This is a genomic window from Streptomyces pratensis (genome assembly GCF_037137275.1).
GTDB classification, from domain to species: Bacteria; Actinomycetota; Actinomycetes; order Streptomycetales; family Streptomycetaceae; genus Streptomyces; species Streptomyces pratensis_B.
On record NZ_JBBBEN010000101.1, the window covers coordinates 146548 to 172216 of the forward strand.

The window sequence follows — 25669 nt, forward strand, 5'->3', positions numbered from 1 at the left end:
CGAGCGTCGGGACAATGACCGTCCGTCGTTCAACCGTGACCGTCGTGACGAGCGCCCCTCGGGCGGCTTCCGCTCCGGCGGCGGCGACCGCCCGTTCAACCGTGACCGTCGTGACGAGCGCCCCTCCGGCGGTTTTCGCTCCGGCGGCGACCGCCCCACCGGCCGGCGTGACGACCACCGCGGTGCCAACACCGGTACCAACACCGGTACCTTCGGCCGTCGCGACGACAAGCCCCGCTGGAAGCGCAACGGCTGACAGCACCCCGGCTGACACCGGCCCGGCCCCCACCCGGCCGAGCCGGTCCGCCTGACAGACCGGCAGGGCCCGTACACCACCGAACCGACTCGGTGGTGTACGGGCCCTGTTGCCGTTCCCCGGCACCGCGGCCCGCCCTCCGGGCCGGCCGCGACGGGCCCGAAACCGATACCGAATCCACGGTGGGGGCCGGGCGGGCTATGCTCGGGGGGTGACCCGTCGAGGGCCGTTAGCTCAATTGGTCAGAGCAGCGGACTTTTAATCCGTTGGTTGTGGGTTCGAGTCCCACACGGCCTACACCTTGGCCCCAGGTCAGAGCTCGTCTCTGGTCTGGGGTCGCCGCTTGTCCGTGTTCATTTCGGGCAGGTGCTCCACCCAGGCTCCGGCGTCATCGTGCGCCGGGCCCGCATCGTGTCCGAGCCGTCTCCGTCGAGCTCGTCCCGGCCCGGGTCCGGATCACCCAGCCCAGCGAGATCGCCGAGTACGCGAAGGCGTTCGAAAAGCTGCGAGGCATGGCCGTTTATGGCGCGGCGGCGCGTGCCCTCATCGTGAAGGCCCTCGACGCTCTTGGCTGACCTGCGTTTTCCTGCGATCCCAGGAAAAACCGGGCGTGACGGAGGGCCCCCACCGCCGCGAGGCGTATCGCAGTGGGGGCCGGGTCACACGGTGTCGGCGGCGATCTGCCGCGTTCGGACGTCCACCCGGTGCACGGCGTCACGCAGGCTCCCACCGGAGTCGGGGTGCGGCTCGGGCTCCACCGACCCGAGCCGTTCCTCGATCCCGGCCAGTCGGGTCATCACGCCGGGCCGGCCAGGCACCCCCCGACGGCTCGTCGTGCCGTGCCGGTCGTGCACGCGTTCGTCCACCCTGCCGACGAGCCGCCTGACGCCTCGGGGCATCCGCCGCAGCAGGCCGAGCCCGGTGACGACGGCCCTTCGCGCCGGCTGGGCGTGCGGCGGCTCGGCAGTGCCCCGCCGGGTCGGTGAGGAGCCCGCCCCGCTCGCGGATGAGAACACCGAGGCCGGCGAACGGGGCCGCCTCGGTCGTGCCCGCAGCCCCCATGCTGCGCAGAGAGCCCCGGGCCCGGGTGAATAAATTGCGTGGAGCAGTCGAACCGCCGGAATTAATTGCGTGTACGTGCGAAGGGCCGCCCGGATAGGACCGCTGGGTTTCGGCCCCTAGATTCCTGCCACCAGCTCGTCGGCGGTTCCGGCGCACCGCGTTCCGTGCACCGTCGACCACGTCCTGACCGGTCCGCTCACGGGCCTGACATCAGCTCCCTTGTCATGCCCAGGTCGACCGAGATCGTTGGAAGGCACCCCCCATGAACGGTTCCAGACCCCTGCGAATATCCCTGCTGACGGTGACCACCGGCGCCCTCCTCGCCTCGGGCGTCGCCGTCTCCACGGCGGCCCCCGCGCCGACCGCCGCACCGCTGAGCGCCGCTGTGGAGACCGGCGCCGCCGACGCGCCCGTCGAGCGCCTGATCATCGGGTACAAGTCCCGCGCCGCCGAAGCGAAGTCCGACGACGCCGCGTCCAAGGACGCGAAGGCCAAGGGGAAGAAGGCCGGGGAGTCACTCGGCTTCGACCGCCGCCTCGGCACCGGGGCCGCCCTGGTCGACCTCGGCGGCGAGCTGAACGAGGACTCCCTCAGCGAGGTCGTCGACACCTTCCGCGCGGACTCCGACGTCGCCTACGTCGTCCCGGACCGCCGCATGTACGCGATGGCCGACCCGAACGACTCCTACTACGACCGCCAGTGGGACCTCTTCGAGGCGACCGCCGGCATGGGCGTCCCCGGCGCCTGGTCCAAGGCGACCGGCGAGGGCGTCAAGGTCGCCGTCATCGACACCGGCTACGTCGCCCACTCCGACCTGGCCGCCAACACGGTCGCGGGCTACGACTTCATCTCCGACCCGTGGATGGCCCAGGACGGCGGTGGCCGTGACAGCAACGCGGCCGACCCCGGCGACTGGATGAACCGCGGCGAGTGCGGCACGGACAGCAACGGCCAGCCCGTTCCGCCCCGTGACACCAACAACTCCTGGCACGGCACGCACGTCGCCGGCACCATCGCCGCCGCGACAGGCAACGGCAAGGGCATCGCCGGCATCGCCCACGACGCGACCGTCCAGCCCGTCCGGGTGCTCGGCAAGTGCGGCGGCACGACCGCCGACATCATCGACGCCATCACCTGGTCCTCCGGCGGTTCCGTCTCGGGCGTGCCGGCCAACCCGTACCCGGCCGACGTCATCAACATGAGCCTCGGCGGTGGCGGCGCCTGCGACGCGGGCACCCAGAGCGCCATCAACGGGGCCGTGAACCGCGGCACCACCGTCGTCGTCGCGGCCGGCAACAGCAACCTCAACGCGGCTGGCTTCAACCCGGCCAGCTGCAGCAACGTCATCACCGTCGCCGCCTCCGACCGCGAGGGCAACCGGGCCGCCTACTCCAACTACGGCAGCACCATCGAGGTGACCGCCCCCGGCGGAGAGACGACGGCGGGTTCCGCCAACGGCATCTGGTCCACGCTGAACACCGGCACCCGCAGCGTCGGCAGCGAGAGCTACAGCGCCTACCAGGGCACCAGCATGGCCGCCCCGCACATCGCCGGCCTCGCCGCCCTGATGTACGAGGCCAAGAGCGGGATCACCCCCGGCCAGGTGAGCACCGCGATCCGCGAGAACGCGCGCGACCTGCCCGGCTCCTGCTCCGGCGGCTGCGGAGCAGGACTGGCCGACGCGGCGGCGACGATCGCCGCGATCACCGGCGGCGCCGACCCGGGCCCCGACCCGGTCGAGGGCGTGTTCACCAACTCCGACAACGTCGCCATCCCGGACTACGGCGGCTGGGTCGCCTCCGACATCGAGGTCACCGGACGGTCCGGCAACGGCCCGGCCCAGCTGAAGGTCCCCGTGGACATCAAGCACACCTTCCGGGGCGACCTGGTCGTCGTCCTCGAAGCACCGGACGGCACCGACTTCACCCTGAAGAACCTGAGCCAGTCCGACAGCGCCGACAACGTCCAGCAGACGTTCACGGTGGACGCCTCCCGCGTCGCGGCCAACGGCACCTGGCAACTGTGGGTACGTGACACCTACGCCAACGACACCGGCTACATCGATTCCTGGGGCCTGACCTTCTAGTCCTCTTCACGGCAGAGCCTGTCGGAAGGGGCCTCGGACCCCACCGGCCCACCCCCTCCGAGCGTGACGGCGAGCCGTAGGCCGCAGCCCGCCCGGCTGCGGCCTACGGCCGTTCCCCTGCGCTGGACGGCCCCTGCGGGGAGGGCCCCGGGCGAAGAACGCCTGCGAGCGGCCATGCCCGTCACGTGGTCGGGCGCACCCCGGAAATGCCGTAGAGTGGTGTTGACGACGCGGGGTGGAGCAGCTCGGTAGCTCGCTGGGCTCATAACCCAGAGGTCGCAGGTTCAAATCCTGTCCCCGCTACTGAAGATCCAGGCCCGGCACGCGAACAGCGTGCCGGGCCTGCGTCATGTCCGGGGCCGGAGCGCCGACGCTCCCTGGCAGTGCTGCTTGACCTTGACGCAACGTAAAGATCTAGCGTTTCCGGCATGGAGTGGTCCATTCAGGAAATCGCCAGAAGGGCCGGCACCACGAGCCGCACGCTCCGGCACTACGGAGACCTCGGGCTCCTCACGCCGAGCCGGATCGGGAGCAACGGTTACCGCTACTACGACCAGGACGCCCTCGTGCGGTTGCAGCGCATCCTGCTGCTGCGGGAGCTCGGGCTCTCGCTGGCCGCGATCAAGGACGTGCTGGAGGGGCAGCGGGACACGGCCGTGGCGCTGCGGGCGCATCTGCGGCTGCTCGAACAGGAGCAGGCGCGCATCGGGCGGCAGATCGCCTCGGTGCGGACCACTCTCCACAAGACGCGGGAGGGGATGGAACTCATGGCCGATGAAGTGTTCGACGGCTTCGATCACACCGTCTACGAGCAGGAGGTGACCGAACGCTGGGGCCGGGACGCGTACGAGGAGGGCGACCGCTGGTGGCGTTCGCTCAGTGCGGAGGGGAAGAAGGCGTTCCAGGACGAGCACGAGGCCATCGCGCGCGACTACGGGCGGGCGAGGGAGGCCGGGCTGGCGCCGGACGGTGCGGAGGCCCAGGACATCGCGCGGCGGCACTGTGCGTGGCTGTCGTCGGCGAAGGAGCCGAGTCGCGCGTATGTGATCGGGCTGGGCGCGATGTATGTCGCCGATCCGCGGCTCGCGAAGAACTACGATCGCCACGGGGACGGCACCGCCGCCTTCGTACGGGATGCACTGACGGTCTACGCGGAACGCCGCCTCTCCGACTGACCGCGGAGGGCCGGGGTCCTTCGCCCGCCTCCCCCTGTTCGGCCGATGAGGAGTCGCCGCTCGGCGCGGCTCCGGGAAGCCTGGACGGGGCGCGGTACCGTCCGCAGCCGTGGGCGGACCGGGCAGGAGTGCACAGGTGGGCATGGCCAAGCAGCGGCGCGGAGGCGCGGCCGGGAACGTCGGCGTTCTCAGCCGGGCGGTCTTCGGATCGCCGGAGGGCGTGGTGACGCCCGGCGGCAGGGGGACCCGGCGGTTCGTCCGCCTGCTGCCGGCCCTGATGATCGTCGGCGGGCTGCTCTTCGACTCGCAGGCTCCGCCCAACTTCACGGCCGTTCCGTTGTTCGTGGCGGCCCCGCTGATCGCCGCGCCGTTCTTCTCCCTGTCCAGGACCGTGCGCACGGGCATCGCCGCGGTGCTCTCCGTCCTCGCGATGCGGTTCATCGACGGGACGTCCACCCAGGTGGTCCCGGTCATCGAGTTCATCACCGTGCTCACGGCCTCGGTGCTGGCCCTCGTCATCAACGCGGTGGTGCGGCGCAGCAACGAGCAGCTGGCCTCGGCCCGGGTCATCGCGGAGACCGCCATGCGCGCCGTGCTGCCGACGCCGACCGAGCGGATCGGCGGGCTCCAGGTCGCGGCGCGGTACGAGGCGGCGCAGGCGGACGAGTTCGTGGGCGGTGACCTGTTCGCGGTCGCGGACACCCCGTACGGCGTGCGCCTGGTGGTCGGCGACGTACGGGGCAAGGGGCTGGAGGCCGTCGAGGCGGTGGCGGTGATCATCGGGGCGTTCCGGGAGGCCGCCGAGCAGGAGCGCTCCCTGGAGGGGGTGGCCCAGCGGCTGGAGCGGGCGCTGGCCCGGGAGGGGACGCGGCGGTACGGGCTGGACGCGATGGAGGGGTTCATCACCGCGGTGCTGGCCGAGATTCCGCCCGGCGCCGGCGCCCTGCGCGTCGTCAACCGCGGGCACCCCGAACCGATCCTGCTGCACGCGGACGGCGAGCTGGAGGTGCTCGCGCCCTCCGTGCCCGCGATGCCTCTGGGGATGGACCTGGGGGTGTGGCCGGACCGGGCGGACACGTGGACGATGCCCGCCGGTTCGACTCTGCTCGCCTTCACGGACGGGCTGTCCGAGGCCCGGGACGCGAACGGGGCATTCTACGATCCGGCGGCCCGGTTGCGCGGCCGGATCTTCCCGGGGCCGGAGGAGCTGCTGTCGGCACTGACCGACGACGTCCGGCTGCACACCGGGGGCCGGTCCACGGACGACATGGCGCTGCTCGCGGTCGGGCGGCCGGCGGAGGGGCAGCCGGTGCGGCGGACGACGGTGAAGATCGTGGGCCGGGGAGACGGTGCGGAACGATGACACGGTGGGTAGTCGCAGCGCGCCTCTCCGCATAACGATTGACACACCGTCAGAAAAAGGGGTGTGGCCGAGCCTCGGTCAAGTGGCCCGTTCCGGCCCGTTTGTGGCCGTTAAATCCCCGTCAGGTTCGTCAGTGATCCGTAGGAACGGCTTGGAATAGAGCCCTGGTCTCTATTAACGTTCGATAACGCAGCGCGGTTGTCCCAGCCGTCGTCAGAGACGGCACCGCGCGCGAGCGCCGAATTCCGCAAGGGAACCGGGGAACCACCTTCATGGGGTGAATCGGACACCTGCGTCTCGCGAGAGGCGGAGGAGCCCGTAGGAGACCTTCCTGCTCCGAACCCGTCAGCTAACCCGGTAGGCGAGAAGGAAGGAAAGGAGTGCGCCCACGTGGCGTCTGACAAGCCTGCCCCTGAGGCCCCGTCACCCTTCAGTGCCTACGCCTTCGGTGAAGCGGAGCGCACCTGGGAGGAGTGGAACCCCACCGAGGAGTCCCTCCGTCCCGTGCGCGGCAAGCACCGCGTGGCCAAGCAGCGTGGTCTGGCCCGTAGCTCCACCGTCCTCGGAGTCGGCGTCATCGCGGCCGTCGGCGCGGGCGGCATGGCCACCGCGCAGAGCAAACCGCCGGTCTCCATCTCTCTTCCCGATTCGATCGCGGACAATCTCCCCGACGCCAAGTCCCTTCCCGGTGTCGGCTCCCTCATGACCGAGGAGGCGGAAGCCGCCCCGGCCGCCGCGTCCACACCGCTCACCTCCGCCGGCATCACCACGGCCGAGGCCGAGCAGGGGGCCACCGACGCGGGCGAGGCCCTGCGCGCCCGGATTCTCCAGCAGGCCGAGCAGCAGCAGGCCAGCGCGGACGCGGAGGCGAAGGCCGCCGCGGAGAAGGCGGCAGCGGAGAAGGCCGCGGCGGAGGCGAAGAAGCAGCAGGACGAGGCAGAGGCAGAGGCGGCCGCGAAGAAGAAGGCGGAGGAGGAAGCGGCGAAGAAGAAGGCCGAGGCCGAGCGCCTCGCCAAGCTCGCCGCCAGCTTCTCGCTGCCCACCGCCTCCTACTCGATCAGCTCGACCTACGGTCAGTCCGGCGCCCTGTGGTCCTCCGGCCGGCACACCGGTCTCGACTTCGCCGGAACCGCCGGTTCGCCGCTCAAGGCCGTGCACAGCGGCACGATCACCTCGGCCGGCTGGGCCAACGCGTACGGCTACCGCACGGTGCTCCAGCTCGACGACGGCACGGAGATCTGGTACGCCCACCAGTCCTCGATCGAGGTCTCGGTCGGCCAGAAGGTGACCACCGGCCAGACCATCGGCCGCATGGGCGACACCGGCAACGTGACCGGCGTCCACCTCCACATGGAGGTCCGCACCGCCGGAGGGTCGGCCATGGACCCGATGGCCTGGCTGAACAGCAAGGGCCTGCGGGTCTGACCCCCCAAGGCGTCGCGTGCGAGGCCCCTCGGGCGCCTTCAGCCCGATCGCGTTCCGTACGAGGCCGGCCGCGCCATCCCGTGGACGCGGCCCCGAAACCCCGGCAGCCCTGACGCACACCCCCCGACGTCAGGGCTGCCGGTCTGTCCGCCCCGCATCGTTTTTCGTCACCGCGGCGGTCGCCGGTGGGCGGCCGGTCCGTGGCCGTACGGCTCGGGTGGCGGGTAGGGGCTGTGGCCGGCGGGCCCGCCGTGCGGGGGCTGCCAGGGGGAGTGCCACCGGGCCCGGCCGCCGTGACCGGGCAGATGGGCGGGTGCGGGGCCGGAGGCCGGGGCGTATCCGGGGGCGCCGTACCCGTATCCGCCTCCGTAGGGCATCGGGGGGCGGTAGGGGCGCGGGAGGAGTGTGAGGCGGGCGGCGTGGTCGAGCGCCGGGGCCGCGATGCCGCGACGCTGCCAGAGACAGTGCAGCAGTTCGCGTTCCCGTGCGGCGAAGTCCGGGCCGACCGCGCCGTGGCGGGCCCGGCGGCGCAGGCCCGCCAAGGAGGCCGCGAACGACTCGTACTCCGCGACCGCGCGGGCCGCCGCCCGGCCCCGGGCCCGGTCCGGCTGCCAGTGGCGGGCCAGGTCGCGGGCGACGCCCCGGGCCCGCATGGAGGAGAGCGCCGACGGTTCCGCGGGGGCGAGCCAGCCGGCCGCCGCGTAGACGGGCAGCTCCGCCGCGAGCGTGTGCAGCTCCCGGCGGCGTGACCACAGCGCCAGCCAGGTCACCAGGCCGAACGCCGGGACCATGACGATCCCGTAGACCGCGTAGAAGCCGTACGGGCCGAAGGACGAGGAGCCGTTCCACAGGGAGTGCAGGCCCATCGCCAGGAGCAGGCCCAGCAGCGGCAGCGCGATCCGACGGGCCCGGTGGCGGCGGGCGCTGACCGCGGCGAAGCCGAAACCGAGCCCGGTGAGGATCGTGAACAAGGGGTGCGCGAACGGCGACATCACGATCCGCACGAAGAACGTCCCCGCGGTCACCGAGGCGAAGCCCGAGCTCCCCACCTGCTGGTCCTCACCGAAGGCGTTGCCCAGATAGAGGATGTTCTCGGTGAACGCGAACCCCGTCGCGGCGAAGCCGGCGACCACGATCCCGTCCACCACCCCGCCGAACTCCCGTCTGCGGAACAGGAAGATCAGCAGCACCGCGGCGGACTTGGCGCACTCCTCCACCACCGGGGCGATCACCGTCGCCCCCAGGGTGTCGGCGCTCGCCGGGTCGGCCGTGGCGGTGGCTATCCAGCGCGTCGCGAACGAGTTGGCGATGATCGCCACGAGCGCCGCCGCACACGCGCCCCAGGCGAAGGAGAACAGGAGATTGCGCCAGGGCCCCGGCTCCACCCGGTCCAACCAGCGGAAGGCGGCCATCAGCAGCGGCACGGGCAGCACCGCGAGCCCCAGGCCGACGAGGAACCCCTCGGGGCCGGTCTGCTCCCGGACGAGGGCCGAGATCACCAGGCCGCACAGGGCGAGCCCCACGATCACGGTCCCGGCGCGGAACGCCTTGCCGCGCCAGACCACGCCGACGCGGCGCGGCCGGTAACGCCACTGGCCGCGCTCCGGCGCGGGGCCCGGCACCTCGTCGAGCCGCTGCTCGTGAGGGACCGGGACCGCCGGCCGCACCTGCTGATGCTGCACAGAACCGTCGGACACCACTCGACCCTAACGAGGAGCACTGACAGCCGAGGACCGCGCGGCCGTCCGTGACCGGGCGTCAGACCCGGGCGAACAGCAGGTCGTGGACGACGTGGCCCTTGTCCAGGCCCTGCCCCTCGAAGCGGGTGAGCGGCCGGAACGCGGGGCGCGGGGCGTAACCGCCGTCCGCCGCGGTGTTCTCGAAGCCGGGGTGCGCGGTGAGCACGTCGAGCATCTGCTCCGCGTACGGCTCCCAGTCGGTCGCGCAGTGGACGAGCGCGCCGGGCTTCAGCCGCGGGGCCACCAGGTCCAGGAACTCGGGCTGGATCAGCCGCCGCTTGTGGTGCCGGGTCTTCGGCCAGGGGTCGGGGAAGTAGACCCGCAGGCCGGCGAGGGAGGCGGGGGCCAGCATCTCGCGCAGCAGGATGATCGCGTCGCCGTTGGCCACCCGGACGTTGGAGGCCCCCGCCCGCTCCGCGAGGCCGAGGAGATTGCCCTGGCCGGGGGTGTGCACGTCGACGGCGAGGATGCCGGTGCCCGGGTCGTCCGCCGCCATCTGCGCGGTGGCCTCGCCCATGCCGAAGCCGATCTCCAGGACGACCGGGAGCCCGTCGAACAGCTCGTCCAGATCCAGGACGCGCCGCCCGTCGATGTCCAGCCCCCACCGGGGCCACAACCGCTCCAGGGCGTCCTGCTGGCCGGTCGTGACCCTGCTGCGGCGCGGCTGGAAGCTGCGGATGCGGCGTTCGTGGTGGGAGCCGGCCGGGTCGGCGGCGGGGCCGCCGGGGAAGCGTGGCTCCTGACGCAGCCGGCGCTGCCGCTCGAAGGAGGCCGCCCGCCGCGCGGCGTCGTCGTACGCCGCGCCACGGGGGGCCTCGTCGGCGGGTGCGGCGTCACTGAAGGCGTCGCCGCCGGACGCGGTGACGGCGGGCAGAGGGGCGCCGGCCGCTGTCTCGACGCCTGCGGTACGGGCGCCCTCGGGCGTCGAGGAGGCGGCGTGCGTACCGGGGGCGGGGTTCGGGGGCTGCTCAGACACAATGCCCCGATTCTACGGCGGGCGGCCGCCACCCCGCCCCCCGTGCCCGGAGCAGTGCGCGCCGCGCCACCTCACGTCCGATGGGCAGGGACGCCGTCGCGGCCGGTGACGGGGCGTTGAGCACGTGCACGGTGTGCGGGGCCTCGCGGATCAGGAAGTCGTCCACCAGCGTGCCGTCCCTCAGCACGGCCTGGGCCCGGACCCCGGCGGCCGACGGACGCAGGTCCTCCTCGGTCACGGCGGGCAGCAGCCGCTGGACGGCCCGGGTGAAGGCGGACCTGGACAGGGAGCGGTGAACCTCGCCCGCCCCGTACCGCCAGTGCCGGCGGGCTATGCGCCAGGCGCCCGGCCAGCTCAGGGTGGACAGCAGTTCGGCGGGGTGCACGTCGGGCCAGCCGTATCCCTCGCGGGCCAGGGCGGGGACCGCGTTCGGCCCGATGTGGACGGAGCCGTCGAAACCGCGGGTGAGGTGGACGCCGAGGAAGGGGAACGCCGGGTCCGGCACCGGGTAGACCAGACCGCGCACCAGCTCGGGGCGGGCCAGCTCGTAGTACTCGCCCCGGAAGGGGACGATCCGCACCCCCGGGTCGTCCCCGGCGAGCCGGGCCACCCGGTCGCTGTGGAGCCCGGCGCAGTTGACCAGCGTCCGGGCCCGGACGACCACGCCGTCGGCCGTCCGCACCGCGACGCCCCAGGGGCGCCGGTCTATCGCGGTGACCTTCGCCCCGTAGCGCACGAGGCCGCCCGACGCGGTGATCTCCGTCGCGAAGCGGGTGGCGACGGCGGTGAAGTCGCAGACGCCCGTCGTGCCGACCCGGATCGCCGCGAGGCCCCGGACGTCGGGCTCGTACTCCGCGATCTGGGCGGGGCCCAGCTCCCGCACCGGCAGGCCGTGCTCGCGGCCGCGCTGCACCAGGCCGTGCAGTCGGGGCAGCTCGGAGCGCTCGGTGGCCACGATCAGCTTGCCGGTCACGGCGTGCGCGATGCCGTGCTCGGCGCAGAAGTCCGCCAGCTCGGCGGAGCCGCGCAGCGCGTACCGGGCCTTGAGCGAACCGGGGCGGTAATAGATCCCGCTGTGGACCACACCGCTGTTGCGGCCGGTCTGGTGGCGTGCGGGGCCGCGCTCCTTCTCCAGGACCGTCACCCGGGTGCCGGGCGCGGTCCGGGTGATCGCGTACGCGGTCGACAGACCGACGATCCCGCCGCCGATCACCAGCACATCGCAGTCGTACGCCGCGTGCGTCATCTTCACGCCACCTCCCACCCCGATAGTGCACTGACCCACTGACAACCGGCTCAAACCCGAGCCGGCCGGGGCGTGGCACACACTCTCCGGCCGCCGTCCGCCCCGGCCCACCCCGGCCCGCCCGCCCCGGGCGCCCTTCCGCGGTGTCGCCGGCCGGTTCGGCCCGGGCGGGGCCGCCGTCAGACCGGGGTCACCAGCAGCGGGCGGGCCCGCTCCCGGAGCTCCGCGACGCGCGGCTCGTCCCCGTACGGTTCGAGGCGGTGCAGCAGGTCGCGGACGTACTCCGTGGTGCGGGCCGACGAGATGCGCCCGGCCACCTCCACGGCGCGGGTGCCCGCCGCGCAGGCCGCGTCCAGGTTGCCCGACTCCAGCTCGGCGACGGCGGACACGACGAGCCGCAGTCCGTGGCTGCGGACGAACTCCTCGGTGGGCCGGGACAGGGCCTGCTCGGTGAAGCGCCGCACTTGGAGGGGCGCCTTCAGGTCGCGGTAGCACTCGGCGGCGTCGGCGGCGAACCGGTCGTAGGAGTAGAAGCCCAGCCAGGAGGGGTCGGCGTCGCCCGCCCGGGACCGCTCCAGCCAGCTCTCCGCGCCCTTGAGCGCGGCCCCCGCGGCCGGTGCGTCGCCGGCCTTCGCGTGGGCGCGGGCCTCCACGAGCCGGAAGAAGCTCATGGTGCGGGCGGTGGCGAGCCCGCGGTTGCGCTCGACGGCGGCCTGCGCGAGGTCGACGCCCTCGTCGGCGAAGCCGCGGTAGGTCGCCTGGAGGGACATCGAGGCGAGGACATAGCCGCCGAGCGGGACGTCGGCGGCTGCGCGGGCCAGGCGCAGGGCCTGGATGTAGTAGCGCTGGGCGGCCTCCTGCTGTCCGGTGTCGAAGGCCATCCAGCCGGCCAGCCGGGTCAGCTCCGCCGCCGCCCCGAACAGGGCGCGGCCCACCTCGTCGGTGTACGAGCCGAGGAGCAGGGGCGCGGCGTCGACGCGTAAGCACTCCGGGACCATGGAGGAACGCCAGTCGCCGCCGCCGTACTTGGAGTCCCAGCGGCGGGCGTCCTGGGCCGCCTCGCGCAGCTTCGTCACATCGCTGTGGCCCACCCGCAGCGGCGAGGCGTCCGCGACGGACTCCGGACCGGGCTGGAGGGGGACGGCGCCGGAGCTTCGGGGCGGACCACCGGGGTCGGGGGCGTGCGCGCCGCGGCCGGCAGGTGCGCCGCGCGGTCCCCGGGCGCCCGGCCCGGCCGGACCGCCGGGCCCGCCCCGGACACCGACGGCCGCCGCTTGGGCCGCCGTCGGGTCCCGGGCCACCGACGGGTCGGCGGGGGTTATCAGCCAGCGGGACGCGGGAGTGGCGTACGCGCTCACCGCGAACGATCCCGCCAGGGACTGCCAGATCCCGCCGCCGCCGCGCCGCCCGGCCAGATCCAGCCGGTACAGCTCGGTCGCCGACCTGACCGCCTCACCCACGTCGCGGGGGAAGGCGAGGCCGACCTCCGGGGCCGGGTCCGCGTCGGCGAGGCCGATCTCGTGCAGCGGGACCGGCCGGCCCAGCTTGGCCCCGATCGCCGCCGCGATCAGATGGGGCGCCGCGCCCTGCGGCACCATCCCCTTGGCGACCCACCGGGCCACCGAGGTCTTGTCGTAGCGCAGTGTCAGACCGCGCTGTGCTCCGAGGTCGTTGACGCGCCGGGCGAGACCGGCGTTGCTGATTCCCGCGAGGGCGAGAACCGTGCCGAGCTTCTCGTTCGGCCCGCGTTGCTCTCTGGACATGCGCCACCCCTCGACACACAGACGGCCGCCACGTCACCGGGGGCGGCGCGCGGCATTCGTACCGATGCCTCCCCAGGATCGAACTGCCGTACTCCGCCTGCACACGCATATGGCCGAGCCCCGAGGAATATGCCCCCCTGCTGAGAACACCAGTCAACACAGCGTAGTTCTCCCTATCCCTACCGTTAAGGGGCGGGCGTTCGGATGGCGGGATTGTTGTCCGTGCGGGGGGCGCGGGACGCGGTGGCCGAGGCGCGAGGGCCGGGGGGCGATGTGCTCCTGGCGTGTGGCCGTGCGCCTGCTCGTGCGCTCTGGCCCGGCCGGCGGCGCAACGCTTGTCTGGGTCCTGCGTGGGTCGGCCCGCTGCACTGGACTCAGTGGGCTGGGGGATGCCGCCGCTCCATTCCCCGCGAGCGGCGGACCGGTCCGGGAGGTGAGGCCCACCTCCCGGACTGTGCGTGAGGGGCAACGCCCGCGGGGGCGGGGCGCGCGGTGCGCGCGCGGGGTGGCGCTTCGAGAAAATGGCCGAATAACGACGGTCCGGTGAGGCTGTGGCCAACGATCCGACTATGGCTGGATATCGACGTTGCTTTCGGGCGGTGCCGACCCCTTCCGGCCGGTGGGGCGGCCCGCGGCGGCGCACAGGTCCGGCTCGCCCGGAGAGCCGCAACTCCCGGAACGCTCCCTTCCGTTGCTGTGCCCGTGGTGAAGGCCACGTCAGGCCTTTGCCAGGGGCGCATGCTCATCCGGCGTGCGCCGTCCGTACACCCTCTCGTGCGGCGTTGTCGTGGCAGCATGTCCCGCAGCGGCGTCTCGTTCGTCAGGTGCGCCGTTTTGTCCACAGCCTGTGGAGGCGGCGATGCGTTGGTTGGTGGGATGGAGCAGTATCGCCGCGAGCTTCGGCACCGCCGGCGCGGTCGGAAACAGCGGTGAGGGGCGCACGGTCCACCCGGTGGGCTCCCAACTCCTGTGGGGCGACCCGGACCCGCTGTGGGCGGTGGGCGACTGGCGCCCCGACGAGATCCGCGTCATCGGCGTGGCCACCCCCGAAGGCGCCCCCACCGTCCGGCTCGCCGTCCTCGGCTGCTGCGGGGCCACCGACGAACAGCTGCGCGTCGGACTCCTGGCGGCGCGCGGTGGCGCGCTGCGCCATCTCACCGCCTGGCCGGGCAGTTACACCGCCGTGGTGCAGACCGGCCGCCGCATCACCGTGGTCGGCGACCTGGCCGGAGCCCGCCCCGTCTTCCACACCCCCTGGGCCAACGGCACCGCCTACGCCACGGCCGCCCTGCCGCTCGCCGACCTCATCGAGGCCCAGCTCGACATCGGGCACCTCGCCGCCCTGCTCGCCTGCCCCGAGACCCCGGAGGCCCTGGGCGACGGCACCCCGTACGCGGGGGTGAAGCGGGTCCCGCCGGGCCACGCGCTCATCCTGCGCGAGGGCTCGCGGGAGATCACCGGGTACGAGGCCGTCGCCTCGCTCGCCGTCGCCGCACCCCAGGCCGACCCGGTGCACGCGGTGGAAGGCGTACGGGACGCGCTCGTCGAAGCGGTACGCGCCCGGCTCACGGCCCCGCGCCACGCGCCACAGACCGCGCCGCCGGACCCCGGTCCGGTCCCCGGCATGGGCCCCGCCGAACGCCGCGCCGCCCGGGGCGGGCCCGTGCCGGGTGTCGGCGCCGACCTGTCCGGGGGCAGCGCGTCGGCCACCCTGGCCCTGCTGGCCGCCGGGCTCCCCGGCCTTCCCGGCACCCTCCTCGGACATGGCGCCGGCGCGGGGGAGCGGCTGCTCGCCGTCACCTTCAACGACCTCACCACCCGCGCCCACGAGGGCGAGCTGGAGCGGGCCCGCGCCATCGCCGCCAACCCGCGCCTGCACCATGTGGTCGTGGCGGCAGGCGAAGAGGCGCTGCCCTACGCCTCGTTGGAGACCGGCGCGCTCACCGACGAACCCGCCCCGTCGCTCGTCGTCGCCGAACGCCACCGCCGCCGCCTCGCCGCGGGCAGCGCCGACCACTTCGTCGGGCACGGGGCCCGGCAGGTCCTCGACGCCCACCCGGCACGCCTCGCCGACCTCCTGATGGACCGCCGCAGACGCCACCTCCTGCGCCCCGTCGCCGCCCTCGCCAAAGCGGAAGGCCCCACCGCGCACTCCCTGTTCGTCCCGCTCACGGTCTACCGGGCGGCCCGCCGCCTGGCCCGCACGTCGTACCGCACCGGGCTGGAGTCGGCGGCCGGCCTGCTGCCCGACGCCAACCGGTACGCCCCCGACCTCGCGACCCCCGCCGACGCCTCGCTCGCCGCCCTGGCCTGGTCGCGCCCGGGGCCCGCGGCGCGCTGGCTGACGGGGGAGGCGCTGGCCGAAGTATCGGTTCGTCTCCAGGAAGCTGCGATCCGGCCCACCTCCGTGCAGCGCCCCGGAGAGGCCCGCGCCCGCGCCGCGCTGGCCCGCGGGGCCGCCGATCACCGGATTCTGGAGCAGGCCGCCGAGATCCGCAGCCAGCGGCTCCACGCCCCGTACCTCGACAACCAGGTGGTCAGGGCGGCCCGCGCGCTACCCGAATCCCTCCGCGTCCAGCCCGGCGCACGGGCCGCGATCCTGCGCCGGGTGCTGGGCGGGGCCGGCATCAAGGACCTGCCGCCCGGTTGGGGCACCCCGTCCCAGGCCACGTCCGCCGCGGTCACCCGGACCGGGCTGCGCAGCAGCCTGCCCGACCTGATGGCCCTGTTCGACGCCCCGCTGCTCGCCGACGCGGGCCTGGTCGAGGCACGGGTGGTCCGCGGGGCCCTGCGCGCGGCGTCCGAGGGGGAGCCGCTGCCGCTGGACGGCCTGGCGGACCTGGCCTCCACCGAACTGTGGCTGCGCCGCCTCCTGGCGCGGCGGGGCACCTGCTGGACGGGCACGGCCGCCCCGCGCCAGCGCGCGGTCGCGGGCGTCGTGACCCCGTCCCGGCGCACACTCCAGTACTGACCGGAACGCGCCGCCGGGGGCCGGGGCGGGCGGGCCCCCGTGGCGGCGCGGAACGGGCGGTCATGACGGGGCGGGCGGCCGTGAAGGGGCGGGGCGCAAGAGCGGGACCCGGCGCGCGGGGTAGGAGGGCCGACGGGCCCGGGACGGCGGCAGGGAGCGGGCGACAGACCTCCCTCGGCCGACGAAGCGGTGCGCGGTCGGCCCGGCCGTCGAGCGGTCCTCAGGCGCAGCTGATCCGGGACTCCGCCCAGTCCGCGAGGGCCACCCCGCCGTACGGGCGCTCCGGCTCCACGACGAGCCGGAACGAGGACTGGCCGGCGAGGGCGACGCTCACCGGGACGGCGGGCTCGCCGCCCCGCATCACCGGGGAGCGCCACAACCGTGCCCCGTCCCCGTCGAACACGGAGAAGCGCACCGAACCGAGTCCTCTCGTCAGGTCGTCCACGCCGACCATGGCCTCGTAGCGCGCGCACTCCCGGTTCAGCTCGATGGTCACCGACGAGCGGGAGTGCACCGTCACCCCGTGCGCGTACCGGGTGGAGGCGATCGTCACGTGCGAACGCTGCCAGAGCCAGCCGCTCCGGCCGAGCACCGCTTCCGGCCCGCTGTGGTCGCCGAACACGGAGTACGCCAGTTCGCTGACCTGGTACACCTTCGGGGCCGGTGGCGGGGGCGGAGGCTTCGGGGACGGCGTGGGCGTGGAGGGCGGCGGAGGCGTCGGGGACGGCGGGGGGCTGGGCGCGGGGGGCGTGGGCTTCGGCGGCGCGGGGGCCGGAGAGGGGCTCGGCCTCGGGGCGGGGGCCGGTTCGGTCGTCGCCGACGCGGGCCGCGGGGGCTTCGGGGGCGGCGGGGGCGGCGGCGCGGGGAAGGGCGGCGGTTCGGGGGCCGGCTGCGGGGTGGGCGGGGGAGGCTTCGGAGCCGGCACCGCGGGAGCCACCGCCGGAGGCTTCGCCACCGGCCGGGGCTCCGGTTCCGGCCGGTCGTCACCGACGAGCGCCCAGACCAGGCCGGCCGCGGCCGCCAGGGCTGCCGCGGCGGCGATCCCTGCCTTCACCGGCGCGCCGAACCCCTCGGTGGCCGCGGCGGCCCCTGAGCCAGAGCCCGTGCCGGTGGCCGCGGCGGCGGCGCCCGCCCCGGCGGCGCCCACGGCCCCGCCCGCCACGATGCCCGCGGCCTTGAGGGAGTATCCGGCGGCGAACCACCCGATGACCGCGACGGGAAGCAGCGCCGGAATCCCGGCGTTCACCTGGTCCAGCTCCCCGGCCGCCACCCGGCACCGGGAACACGTGTCGAGATGTCTGCGCAGACCGCGCTCCGCGCGTATCCGCAGTCCGCCGCGGGCGTAGGCGCCGAGCCGGTCGGCGTACCGCGCGCAGTCCCCGCCTCCGGTGAGCGCCTGGCTGACATGGGCCTGGAGATACGCCTGCTTGAGCCCTTCGCGGGCCCGGCCGGCCAGTACGGCGGTGGCGTTGGCGGTGAGGCCGAACAGCGGGGCGATCTCGCTCGGCGACTCCTCCTCCACCGCGGTGTGCCACAGGACCGCCTGCCAGCGCTCCGGCAGGCTCCGGAACGCCCGCACGGCCAGCGACTGCTCGGCCTCGTGCATCGCCAGCACATCGGCGCCGAGGCCGACGGTGTCGTCGGCCGGGAGCCCGGAGGAGCGCGTGGCCTGTGCGGCGAACACCGCGAAGTCGTCGACCAGATGTTCGCGCTTCGCGCTCTTCGTCCAGGCGGCGGCGACATGGCGGACGGCGGTCATCAGATAGGCCCGGACCGACTCCTGCGGGCCCTTGCCGCCCCGTACGGCCTGGAGGGTGCGAGCGAACACCTCGGCCGTCAGGTCGTCGGCGGTGTGCGCGTCACGGCAGCAGCTACGGGCGTAGCGGAGCACGGCGGCCGAGTGCCGCCGGAACAGCTCCTCGTAGGCCCGGTCGTCGCCGCCGCGCATGCCCTCGATCAACCGGGCGTCGGACAGCCCCGCCTCCGGGGCCCCGCCACGGCCCTCCCGCTGCTGCGGCACCGCGATCGCGTCGCCGCCGTCCGAGGGCGTGGGCTCGGGTTCCGCGGCCGGTGGCCATGGCCCGGGGAGGACCGTTCCGCCCTCGGACCCACCTCTCTGGCCGGAGGGTCCGGGCTGACTCGGCACCTGTTCGGAAGGCGACCCGTGGGCCTTGGCGCCCCCGTCCGCGGCGGCGACCTTGCCCAGCGGTTCTTCCTGTCGCCCGTTGCCGCCCATCGCGGAAGCCCCCGTATGCACCTTCGGACCCGAACACCGGGGCAAGCGTGCCACAGGGCTCGATGACGACGAGCGCTCAGCCCTGCTCTACCACTCATCCGGGGATTCTTCTCGAACGGGCGTACTGAAAGGAGTCGCGGGAGGCAAAGGGCCCCGGCTCGGCCCGGCCCACGGCGACCGCCGGGGGCCGGGCGGCAGGGCGCCTACACCGGCCGTGACCGCAGCCCCTCCAGCAGGATGTCCAACAGCCGGGCCGAAGCCGCGGCCTGGTGAGCGGCGTCGGGCAGGGACGGAGCCGCCGTGGCGATGACCAGCAGCACATCGGCCACCGTCACGTCCCGGCGCAGCTCACCCGACTCCCGCGCCCGGTCGACCAGTCGGCCCACGACGTCCAGCAGCTCGACCGCACTCGTCTCCGCCCCGAGTCCGCCGGGTCCGTCGCCGCCTGCGGCGCGTTGCCCGAAGACGCGGCGGCCGTTCTCGCCGCCTGCTCCCTGGCGCTGCTGAGGAACGCGGGCATCCTCCCCGCCGCCCGCCGTGGACGCCGGCGATGACGCCGCCCCGGCCGCCGGGGCGCCCGGCTCGTCCCCGTCGACGCCGACCCGCAGCACCTGCGGCGGCAGCAGCCTGCCCGCACCCGACGCCACCGACGTCCTCAGGAAGCGGGAGAGCGCCGACCAGGGCTCCTCCTCCTGTCCCAGCGCCGCGCGCGCCTGTTCCGTCAGCCGGGAGGTCTCCTCCTCGGCTATCCGGCGCACCAGGACGTCCTTGCTCGGGAACCGGCGGTAGACGGTGCCCACGCCGACTCGGGCGCGACGTGCCACGTCCTCCATCGGAGCGCCGTACCCCAGCTCCCCGAACACCTCACGCGCCGCCCGCAGGACGTGCTCCAGATTGCGTTGCGCGTCGACGCGCAGAGGGGCGGAGCGCGGTGCGCTCCCGGAGCCCCTGGCCGTCGACCCGTTCGCCACCGGGACGACAGTGGACGCGGCGGCCGATCCCATCGCGGCCGCGCTCACCGCGGCGGCGGAGCGGACGGCGTCGGCCGAACTCATCACACCGAGCGCTCCCACGGAGCCCAGGCGTCCGTGGTTCTCGGCCGCGTGCGAGAGCGCGGACTGCCCATGCGAATCCTGAACATGCATAACTTCCCCCGGTTATGACGTCTCCCCCCGGAGACTTTCCCGCCGTATGAGCCGAGGAGCGGAGCACAACGAAATCCGCACCCGACACCCCGACGGGTTACGAACATAGTTGAGCCTGCGTCAATTCAGAAGGGGGTACTTCCGCGTGGGGCCCCGCCCGATCGGAGCAGGAGCCGGCCCCCGCCCGGCCCGCCCCCGCCCGCCGGCCCCCCGCGCCGGGCCTGACCTGCGCGGCTTTCCGCCGCCCCGCCCCGCGGACCGGGCGAGCCGGTGCGAAACCTCCGGTCACACAATGTGCCGGGCCTGTGGACAAACTCCTGACTCCGTTGCGTCATGGGGTGGTGATGGCTCCAGATTCCCGGGGGACGACCCCCCGCACCCGGCCAAGTGCGCGCATTCTCGTCGTCGGCGGCGGTTACGTCGGGATGTACACAGCGCTGCGTCTCCAACGGAAGCTGAAGCAGAGACTCAGGAGCGGCGACGCCGAGATCGTGGTCGTCACGCCCGAGCCGTACATGACGTACCAGCCCTTCCTCCCCGAAGCGGCCGCCGGCTCGATCTCACCGCGCCACGTGGTCGTGCCCCTGCGCCGCGTCCTGAACCGCTGCGCGATCGTCATCGGCGAGGTCGGGCACATCGACCACGCCGAGCGGACCGCGAGCGTCACGACCCTCGCCACGGGAGAGGACGGCGCCGGGGCACGAGAGGTCGACTACGACGAGATCGTCATCGCCCCCGGATCGGTCTCCCGCACCCTGCCCGTCCCCGGCCTCGCCGACTTCGGCATCGGTTTCAAGACCGTCGAGGAGGCCATCGGGCTGCGCAACCACGTGATCGAGCAGATGGACATCGCCTCCGCCACCCGCGACCCCGCCATCCGGGACGCCGCGCTCACCTTCGTCTTCGTCGGCGGCGGCTACGCCGGCGTGGAGGCCCTGGCCGAGCTGGAGGACATGGCCCGCTACACCGCCCGGTACTACCACAACATCAAGCCCGCGGACCTGAGATGGATTCTGGTGGAGGCGTCCGGGCGCATCCTCCCCGAGGTGGGCGAGGCCATGGGCGCGTACGCCCTCGGGGAACTGCGCGGCCGCAACATCGACGTACGCCTCGACACCCGCCTGGACACCTGTGAGGACCGGGTCGCCGTCCTCAGCGACGGGTCGCGCTTCCCGACGCGCACCCTCGTGTGGACCGCGGGAGTCAGACCGGCGCCGCTGCTCGCCGCCGCCGGCCTGCCCCTCACCGAACGCGGCCGACTGCGCTGCGCCGCCACCCTCGGCGTCGAGGGCGTGCCGCACGCCTGGGCCGCGGGCGACGCCGCCGCCGTACCCGATCTCACCGCCGCCGAGCCCGGCCGGGAGACCGCCCCCAACGCCCAGCACGCGGTGCGCCAGGCGAAGGTCCTCGCCGACAACGTCCTCGCGGCGATCGAGGGCCGGCCGCTCAGGGAGTACCGGCACGCGTACGCCGGCTCGGTCGCCTCCCTCGGCCTGCACAAGGGCGTCGCCCACGTCTACGGCCGCAGGCTCAAGGGCTACCCGGCCTGGCTGATGCACCGTGCGTACCACCTCAGCCGGGTGCCCACGTTCAACCGGAAGGCGCGTGTACTTGCCGAATGGACCCTGGCCGGGCTCTTCAAACGCGAGATCGTCTCCCTCGGTTCCCTGGAGCACCCGCGCGCCGAGTTCGCCCGCGCGGCCGGAGACGGGGCAGGGGGCACGCCGTCGCCCGGCGCCCCGCCGGGCGACGGCTGACGGCGGACCGGACCCAGGGCCCGGCGGGGGCCTGCCGGAGTCCGCGGCCGAAGCTCGGACAACGCCCGGGGACCGACGCTCCGAAGCGGTCCGGGCCGGGCGCCGGACGGCAACTGTCAGTACGGTCGGTCACTCCGGCCGTGTGACCATAGGTGGGCCCACACCTGCACAGAGTGACCCGGCCGGCAGTGACCCACAGTGACCAGCAGCGACGCACCAACAGCGCGACGAGGCCTGGCTGCGCCTTCCCGGGGGCGTGGCCTCCGGTGTCCCCGAATCCGGCAGAAGAAGCAGCCCGCCCCAGCGGACCAGACCGACACACGAGGCCAGAAATTCCGTGAACTTCACGCGTTGGAGCGCCCGCCTTCCCGGAACGCAGCGCCGAGCCGCCGCGCGGGACGACCGTAGTTCCGTCCCGGCGGCCCGAGCCGCGTACGCCCGGCCGGAGGGAGGGCCCGCCCTGCCGGACGGCGTGTCCCCCGCACCGGTCGGCCCCACCGGGGCTCCCGCCCTGCCCGGCTCCGCCCGGGGCGGTCACTCGGCCCGCGAGATCCTCGGCCGGCTGCCCGCCCCCGTCGCCCTGCTGCACGGTCCGGACCACCGCGTCGTCTACGTCAACGACGCCTACGAGGCCGCGTTCGGCCCCCGCCCGTGCGGCGTTCCGGCGGCCGAGGCGATGCCCGAGCTCGCCGAGCTCAGCGTGCTGCCCCTGCTCGACCAGGTCCTGCGCAGCGGCACCGCCCGCACCGTCAAGTCCCGCAGGACCGCCCGGGGCGGTTCGTACACCGTGACCTGCACCCCCGTGGCCGCCTGGGACGTCACCGGTACGGACGCGCCCGGGGACACCGCCGGCGCCGGAGCCGAACCGCCGGACGGGGAGGGCGCCCCGGAGCGGGAGGCGGACAAGGAGCAGGGCGGGCAGAGGAAGGCCGGAGAAGGGGGCGGCGTCCTCGTGTACGCGGCCGACGTCACCGACCACGCCGAAGCCGCCGAACGCCTGCGCGCCAGCGAGCGCCGCCACCGCGAGACGGCCGTCACCCTGCAACGCTCCCTGCTCCCGCAGGAGCTGGAGCAGCCCGACGACCTGCGCATCGCCGCCACGTACCAGCCCGGCGGCACGGACGCCGCCGTGGGCGGCGACTGGTACGACGTCATCACCCTCGGCGCCGGCCGGACCGCCCTCGTCATCGGCGACGTCATGGGGCGGGGGGTCCGCGCCGCCGCCGTGATGGGTCAGCTCCGCACCGCCGTACGCGCCTACGCGCGGCTCGACCTCCCGCCGCACGAGGTGATCCAGCTGCTGGACGGCCTCGCCACAGAGATCGACGCCAGCCAGATCGCGACCTGCGTCTACGCCGTCCACGATCCGAACGAGGAACAGCTCGTCTACGCCTCCGCGGGCCACCTCCCCATCCTCGTCCGCGACGAGGACGGCACGGTCCACCGCGCCGCCGAGCCCACCGGGCCGCCGCTCGGCACCGGCGGCTGGCTCCACACCTCGGGCACGATCGCGCTGCCGCCCGGCTCCAACGCCGCCCTCTACACCGACGGCCTGGTCGAACGCCGCGGCGAGGACATCGACGAGGGCGTCGCGTCCCTCGCCCGCGCTCTCTCCGGGGCCAAGGGCTCGCCCCAGGTGGTCTGCGACCGGCTGATCCGCTCCCTGGGAGTGACCGCGGAGCACGACGACGACGTGGCGGTCCTGGTCGTGCAGCACCCCGCACGCACGGGGACGAACGCGGAGCTGTTCCACAACGCCGCGCTCGACCTCCTGGGCGGCGTCGAGGCGGCCCCACGCGCCCGCGCCTTCGCCACCGGGGTGCTGACCTCCTGGCGCTTCCCGGTCGAGCTGCGCGACCTCGGGGTCCTGGCCGCCGGCGAGCTGGTGGCCAACTCCCTCCAGCACGGCACCCCGCCGATGCGGCTGGGGCTGCGCCGCACGGACCGCCGGCTGATCATCGAGGTCACCGACGGCGACGACCACCTCCCGCGCCGCCGCCGCGCCGAACCGGCGGACGAGGCCGGTCGCGGGATCACGATCATCGCGTCGATCGCCACCTCATGGGGCAGCCGGCGCACACCGGGCGGCGGCAAGGCGGTCTGGTGCGAGTTCGCCCTGCCGCGGTGACGGGGCGGCGCCTGCGCGCCCGGCCTCAGCGACCCGCGGCGGCGGTCGCGGCGGTCGTGCGGCCCACCGGGCCGGACCCGGTCGTAGCGGCTTGGGCCTCCGCGCCCTCGGGCAGCGACACGGCCACCACTCGCGAGGGGACGTGCGCCAGGGACGGCTGGTCCTGTACGGGGGTGAGCCGCCGCCCCAGTCGCAGGGCCAGCACCGTGATGCCCAGGGAGAACAGCACGAACGTCACGATGTACGGGCCGTGCAGCGACGCCCCCATGGGCCCGCCGACGGCCGGGCCGACCGCCAGCGCGAGCTGCTTGCACAGGGCGAACGCCGAGTTGTACTGCCCGACCATCGACTCCGGCGCCAGATCGGCGACCAGCGGCGCGACGGTCGGCGACAGCATCGCCTCGCCCAGCCCGAACAGGGCGTACGTCGAGACGAACGCCGCGGTCGCCATGGCCTGGCTGCCGTGCCCGAGCCCCGCGTAACCCGCCACGATCCAGGCGAACGCCCAGATGAGGCCGACCGAGGCGATGACCCGGCTGCGCCGCCGCCGCTCCACGAGCCGCAGGACGACGAACTGCGCCGCGACGATGACCGCGGTGTTGGCGGCCAGCGCGAACCCGAGAGTGGCGGGCTCGATCCCGGCTGCCTCCGTGCCGTACGCGGCCAGGCCTGACTCGAACTGTCCGTAGCAGGCGAAGAACAGCACGAACCCCAGCACGCAGAGCTGGACCATGGCCCGGTGGGAGAGCAGCGCCCGCATCCCGCCCTTCGCTGCGGAGCCGTCCCCCGGGCGGGGGGCGGGGAGGCCGGCCGTACGGGGCATCCGCACGGTCGCCACGACGATGCCGAGGACCACGAACATCGCGGCCTCGATCAGGAAGAGCATCGTGAAGCTCGCCGGACGGCTCACGTCCACGAGCTGCCCGCCGACGAGCCCGCCGAGGCCGAGCCCCAGGTTCTGCAGGAAGAACTGCATGGCGAAGGCCCGCGTACGGGTCGCGGTGCTGGAGCACCACACGAGCATCGTCGCGAGCGCCGGCTGCGTGACGGCGGTGCCCGCGCCGAGCAGCGCGGCCGAGGCCACTGCGGCCGGCACCGTGCTCGCGTACCCCAGGGCGGCCGCCCCCGCGGCGGCGAGAGCCGAGGCGGCCAGGAGCACGGGCACGGGTCCCCGCCGGTCGATGGCCCGCCCGGTGAACGGCAGAACGGCCAGCGCCGCCATCGCGAAGACCGCCAGGACGACTCCCGCCGTCCCGGCGCCCAGATCCCGCACCTGAGCCACATAGACGTACAGATACGGAACGGTGAACCCGAGTCCGAACGCGCTCAGCGCGCTGCCCAGCTGGATTCGCCGCAGCGCTGCGCCCATCTCCCTGGTCACACTCACCTACCTCGAAGTTCGAAGGAATCAGACTCGAAGACTTTAGCACTAAAGTTAGAAGGTGAAAACTTCATCCTGAAGGACTTCGAGGGCGAGAGGGGCGTGCCATACTGCGCGCCATGTCTGAGAGCACCGAGCAGCCCGGCACCGACGAGCCGAGCCTCGACGAACAGATCGCCGCGTACCAGCGCGAGTTCCGCGACCTCGACCCCCAGGTCGAACAGGTCGTCTCCGCGCTCGGCCGACTGAACCGCCGGATGAACGTCGCGTACGGGAGGCAGGTCGCCGCGCTCGGCATCAGCACCACCGAGTGGGAGGTCCTCAAGACCCTCGTCCTGTCGGGCGCCCCCTACCGCCTCGGCCCCGGAGAGCTGGCGAACCGCCTCGGCCTCACACCGGCCGCCATGACCCATCGCGTCGACCGGATGGCGGGCGAGGGGCTGGTCACCCGGGACCGCGACGAGAACAACCGGGTCCGGGTCATCGTGGAGCTGACCGACGAGGGGCGGGCCAAGTGGCTTGAGGCGATGCGCATGGCGACCGATTTCGAGGAGGACCTTCTCCAGGATCTGTCCGGCGACGAACGCGGTCTCCTGGGCGAACTGCTGGTTCGACTCCTGCGCCGGGTGGAGCACGCCCAGCCGGACGCCGGCGGTCGCCTCACCGACCTGGAATGACGGCCTCCCGGACCCCGTGGGGGTGGGTTGACACACCCCTGGGAGATCCGTAAAGTTCTCCGAGTTGTCACGGAGCCGGAAGGTACCGGGGCAGCCGATCCCGCCGCACACGCGGCAACCAAACTTCAGTACGACCTCCCACTCGGGATGATTTCGGCATGCCGGAATTCATTGCGAAGGCCCGATTATGAGCCGCCGGGAGATTCCGCTAGAGTTTGAGCGTCGGAACGGCCCAACAGCCGGGAAGACAAATCCCGCTGACTGGGAATCAGGCCCGAAAGGA

The 25669-nt window shown here is 73.8% G+C and carries 16 protein-coding genes, 2 tRNA genes, 1 pseudogene and 1 riboswitch; of the genes and pseudogenes, 11 read left to right on the top strand and 8 right to left on the bottom strand.

Annotated elements, in window-relative coordinates; translation table 11 throughout:
* Together V9U70_RS27065 and V9U70_RS27070 are read left to right on the top strand one after the other, a co-directional pair.
* A pseudogene (locus V9U70_RS27065) lies at positions 1–256 on the top strand (DEAD/DEAH box helicase); the annotation flags it as partial.
* A gap of 223 nt (positions 257–479) precedes the next feature.
* A tRNA-Lys gene (locus V9U70_RS27070) sits at positions 480–553 on the top strand.
* Positions 554–915: 362 nt separating this feature from the next.
* Here the strand turns inward: V9U70_RS27070 and V9U70_RS27075 are convergent.
* On the bottom strand, positions 916–1155 hold the full coding sequence (locus V9U70_RS27075) for a hypothetical protein (RefSeq protein WP_336679433.1): 240 nt from the start codon (positions 1153–1155) through the stop codon (positions 916–918).
* Positions 1156–1580: 425 nt separating this feature from the next.
* Here V9U70_RS27075 and V9U70_RS27080 point away from each other — a divergent pair, with 425 nt between their 5' ends.
* The 5 genes from V9U70_RS27080 (at position 1581) to V9U70_RS27100 (ending at position 7367) form a co-directional block, all read left to right on the top strand.
* Positions 1581–3404 (top strand): S8 family peptidase, encoded by a 1824-nt coding sequence (locus V9U70_RS27080; protein ID WP_336679434.1) that lies wholly within the window; start codon positions 1581–1583, stop codon positions 3402–3404.
* A gap of 229 nt (positions 3405–3633) precedes the next feature.
* Positions 3634–3707 (top strand) — tRNA-Met (locus V9U70_RS27085).
* A 125-nt stretch (positions 3708–3832) separates the two neighbouring features.
* Positions 3833–4579 carry a MerR family transcriptional regulator gene (locus tag V9U70_RS27090; RefSeq protein ID WP_336679436.1) on the top strand — a complete coding sequence of 249 codons (747 nt, stop codon included), beginning with the start codon at positions 3833–3835 and terminating at the stop codon, positions 4577–4579.
* A gap of 142 nt (positions 4580–4721) precedes the next feature.
* Positions 4722–5942, top strand: coding sequence for a PP2C family protein-serine/threonine phosphatase (locus V9U70_RS27095; protein WP_336679437.1), 1221 nt, complete (start codon positions 4722–4724; stop codon positions 5940–5942).
* A 226-nt stretch (positions 5943–6168) separates the two neighbouring features.
* Positions 6169–6321, top strand: a riboswitch (cyclic di-AMP (ydaO/yuaA leader).
* Positions 6322–6332: 11 nt separating this feature from the next.
* Positions 6333–7367 (top strand): M23 family metallopeptidase, encoded by a 1035-nt coding sequence (locus V9U70_RS27100; RefSeq protein WP_336679439.1) that lies wholly within the window; start codon positions 6333–6335, stop codon positions 7365–7367.
* A gap of 167 nt (positions 7368–7534) precedes the next feature.
* Here V9U70_RS27100 and V9U70_RS27105 read toward each other — a convergent pair whose 3' ends face one another.
* The 4 genes from V9U70_RS27105 to V9U70_RS27120 all read right to left on the bottom strand — a co-directional run bounded on the left by V9U70_RS27105 (position 7535) and on the right by V9U70_RS27120 (position 13091).
* The gene (locus V9U70_RS27105; RefSeq protein ID WP_336679441.1) at positions 7535–9064 is read right to left on the bottom strand and encodes a PrsW family intramembrane metalloprotease; all 1530 of its coding nucleotides are present in this window, start codon (positions 9062–9064) and stop codon (positions 7535–7537) included.
* Positions 9065–9125: 61 nt separating this feature from the next.
* Positions 9126–10082 carry a tRNA (guanosine(46)-N7)-methyltransferase TrmB gene (trmB, locus tag V9U70_RS27110; protein WP_336679443.1) on the bottom strand — a complete coding sequence of 319 codons (957 nt, stop codon included), beginning with the start codon at positions 10080–10082 and terminating at the stop codon, positions 9126–9128.
* Positions 10075–11328 (bottom strand): L-2-hydroxyglutarate oxidase, encoded by a 1254-nt coding sequence (gene lhgO, locus V9U70_RS27115; protein ID WP_336679462.1) that lies wholly within the window; start codon positions 11326–11328, stop codon positions 10075–10077. Before lhgO ends, trmB begins: the two co-directional genes overlap by 8 nt.
* 179 nt (positions 11329–11507) lie before the next feature.
* Positions 11508–13091, bottom strand: coding sequence for an NsdA family TPR-like regulatory protein (locus V9U70_RS27120; RefSeq protein WP_336679445.1), 1584 nt, complete (start codon positions 13089–13091; stop codon positions 11508–11510).
* Positions 13092–13950: 859 nt separating this feature from the next.
* Here V9U70_RS27120 and V9U70_RS27125 point away from each other — a divergent pair.
* Positions 13951–16062, top strand: a complete 2112-nt coding sequence (locus V9U70_RS27125) for an asparagine synthase-related protein (RefSeq protein WP_336679447.1) — start codon at positions 13951–13953, stop codon at positions 16060–16062.
* 220 nt (positions 16063–16282) lie between these two features.
* On the opposite strand, the gene V9U70_RS27130 is transcribed toward V9U70_RS27125, so the two are convergent.
* Together V9U70_RS27130 and V9U70_RS27135 are read right to left on the bottom strand one after the other, a co-directional pair.
* Positions 16283–18298 carry a sigma-70 family RNA polymerase sigma factor gene (locus tag V9U70_RS27130; RefSeq protein WP_336679464.1) on the bottom strand — a complete coding sequence of 672 codons (2016 nt, stop codon included), beginning with the start codon at positions 18296–18298 and terminating at the stop codon, positions 16283–16285.
* Positions 18299–18501: 203 nt separating this feature from the next.
* The gene (locus tag V9U70_RS27135; RefSeq protein ID WP_336679448.1) at positions 18502–19443 is read right to left on the bottom strand and encodes a TetR/AcrR family transcriptional regulator; all 942 of its coding nucleotides are present in this window, start codon (positions 19441–19443) and stop codon (positions 18502–18504) included.
* Positions 19444–19787: 344 nt separating this feature from the next.
* Between V9U70_RS27135 and V9U70_RS27140 the strand changes: the two genes are divergently transcribed.
* Complete coding sequence (locus V9U70_RS27140; protein WP_336679449.1) at positions 19788–21200, top strand: NAD(P)/FAD-dependent oxidoreductase; 1413 nt, start codon at positions 19788–19790, stop codon at positions 21198–21200.
* 337 nt (positions 21201–21537) lie between these two features.
* The gene (locus V9U70_RS27145) at positions 21538–23328 is read left to right on the top strand and encodes an ATP-binding SpoIIE family protein phosphatase (RefSeq protein ID WP_336679450.1); all 1791 of its coding nucleotides are present in this window, start codon (positions 21538–21540) and stop codon (positions 23326–23328) included.
* 25 nt (positions 23329–23353) lie between these two features.
* On the opposite strand, the gene V9U70_RS27150 is transcribed toward V9U70_RS27145, so the two are convergent.
* The gene (locus tag V9U70_RS27150; RefSeq protein WP_336679466.1) at positions 23354–24697 is read right to left on the bottom strand and encodes an MFS transporter; all 1344 of its coding nucleotides are present in this window, start codon (positions 24695–24697) and stop codon (positions 23354–23356) included.
* A 131-nt stretch (positions 24698–24828) separates the two neighbouring features.
* Between V9U70_RS27150 and V9U70_RS27155 the strand changes: the two genes are divergently transcribed.
* The gene (locus tag V9U70_RS27155) at positions 24829–25386 is read left to right on the top strand and encodes a MarR family winged helix-turn-helix transcriptional regulator (RefSeq protein WP_336679452.1); all 558 of its coding nucleotides are present in this window, start codon (positions 24829–24831) and stop codon (positions 25384–25386) included.
* Positions 25387–25669 lie beyond the last annotated feature (283 nt).

Excerpts from the sequence above, each read along its gene's own strand:
- V9U70_RS27075 (WP_336679433.1), bottom strand. The coding sequence starts at position 1,155 with ATGCCCCGAGGCGTCAGGCGGCTCGTCGGCAGGGTGGACGAACGCGTG.
- V9U70_RS27120 (WP_336679445.1), bottom strand. The coding sequence starts at position 13,091 with ATGTCCAGAGAGCAACGCGGGCCGAACGAGAAGCTCGGCACGGTTCTC.
- V9U70_RS27155 (WP_336679452.1), top strand. The coding sequence starts at position 24,829 with ATGTCTGAGAGCACCGAGCAGCCCGGCACCGACGAGCCGAGCCTCGAC.
- lhgO (WP_336679462.1), bottom strand. The coding sequence starts at position 11,328 with ATGACGCACGCGGCGTACGACTGCGATGTGCTGGTGATCGGCGGCGGG.
- V9U70_RS27130 (WP_336679464.1), bottom strand. The coding sequence starts at position 18,298 with ATGGGCGGCAACGGGCGACAGGAAGAACCGCTGGGCAAGGTCGCCGCC.
- V9U70_RS27125 (WP_336679447.1), top strand. The coding sequence starts at position 13,951 with ATGCGTTGGTTGGTGGGATGGAGCAGTATCGCCGCGAGCTTCGGCACC.
- V9U70_RS27095 (WP_336679437.1), top strand. The coding sequence starts at position 4,722 with ATGGCCAAGCAGCGGCGCGGAGGCGCGGCCGGGAACGTCGGCGTTCTC.
- V9U70_RS27090 (WP_336679436.1), top strand. The coding sequence starts at position 3,833 with ATGGAGTGGTCCATTCAGGAAATCGCCAGAAGGGCCGGCACCACGAGC.
- V9U70_RS27080 (WP_336679434.1), top strand. The coding sequence starts at position 1,581 with ATGAACGGTTCCAGACCCCTGCGAATATCCCTGCTGACGGTGACCACC.
- V9U70_RS27150 (WP_336679466.1), bottom strand. The coding sequence starts at position 24,697 with ATGGGCGCAGCGCTGCGGCGAATCCAGCTGGGCAGCGCGCTGAGCGCG.
- V9U70_RS27140 (WP_336679449.1), top strand. The coding sequence starts at position 19,788 with ATGGCTCCAGATTCCCGGGGGACGACCCCCCGCACCCGGCCAAGTGCG.
- V9U70_RS27135 (WP_336679448.1), bottom strand. The coding sequence starts at position 19,443 with ATGCATGTTCAGGATTCGCATGGGCAGTCCGCGCTCTCGCACGCGGCC.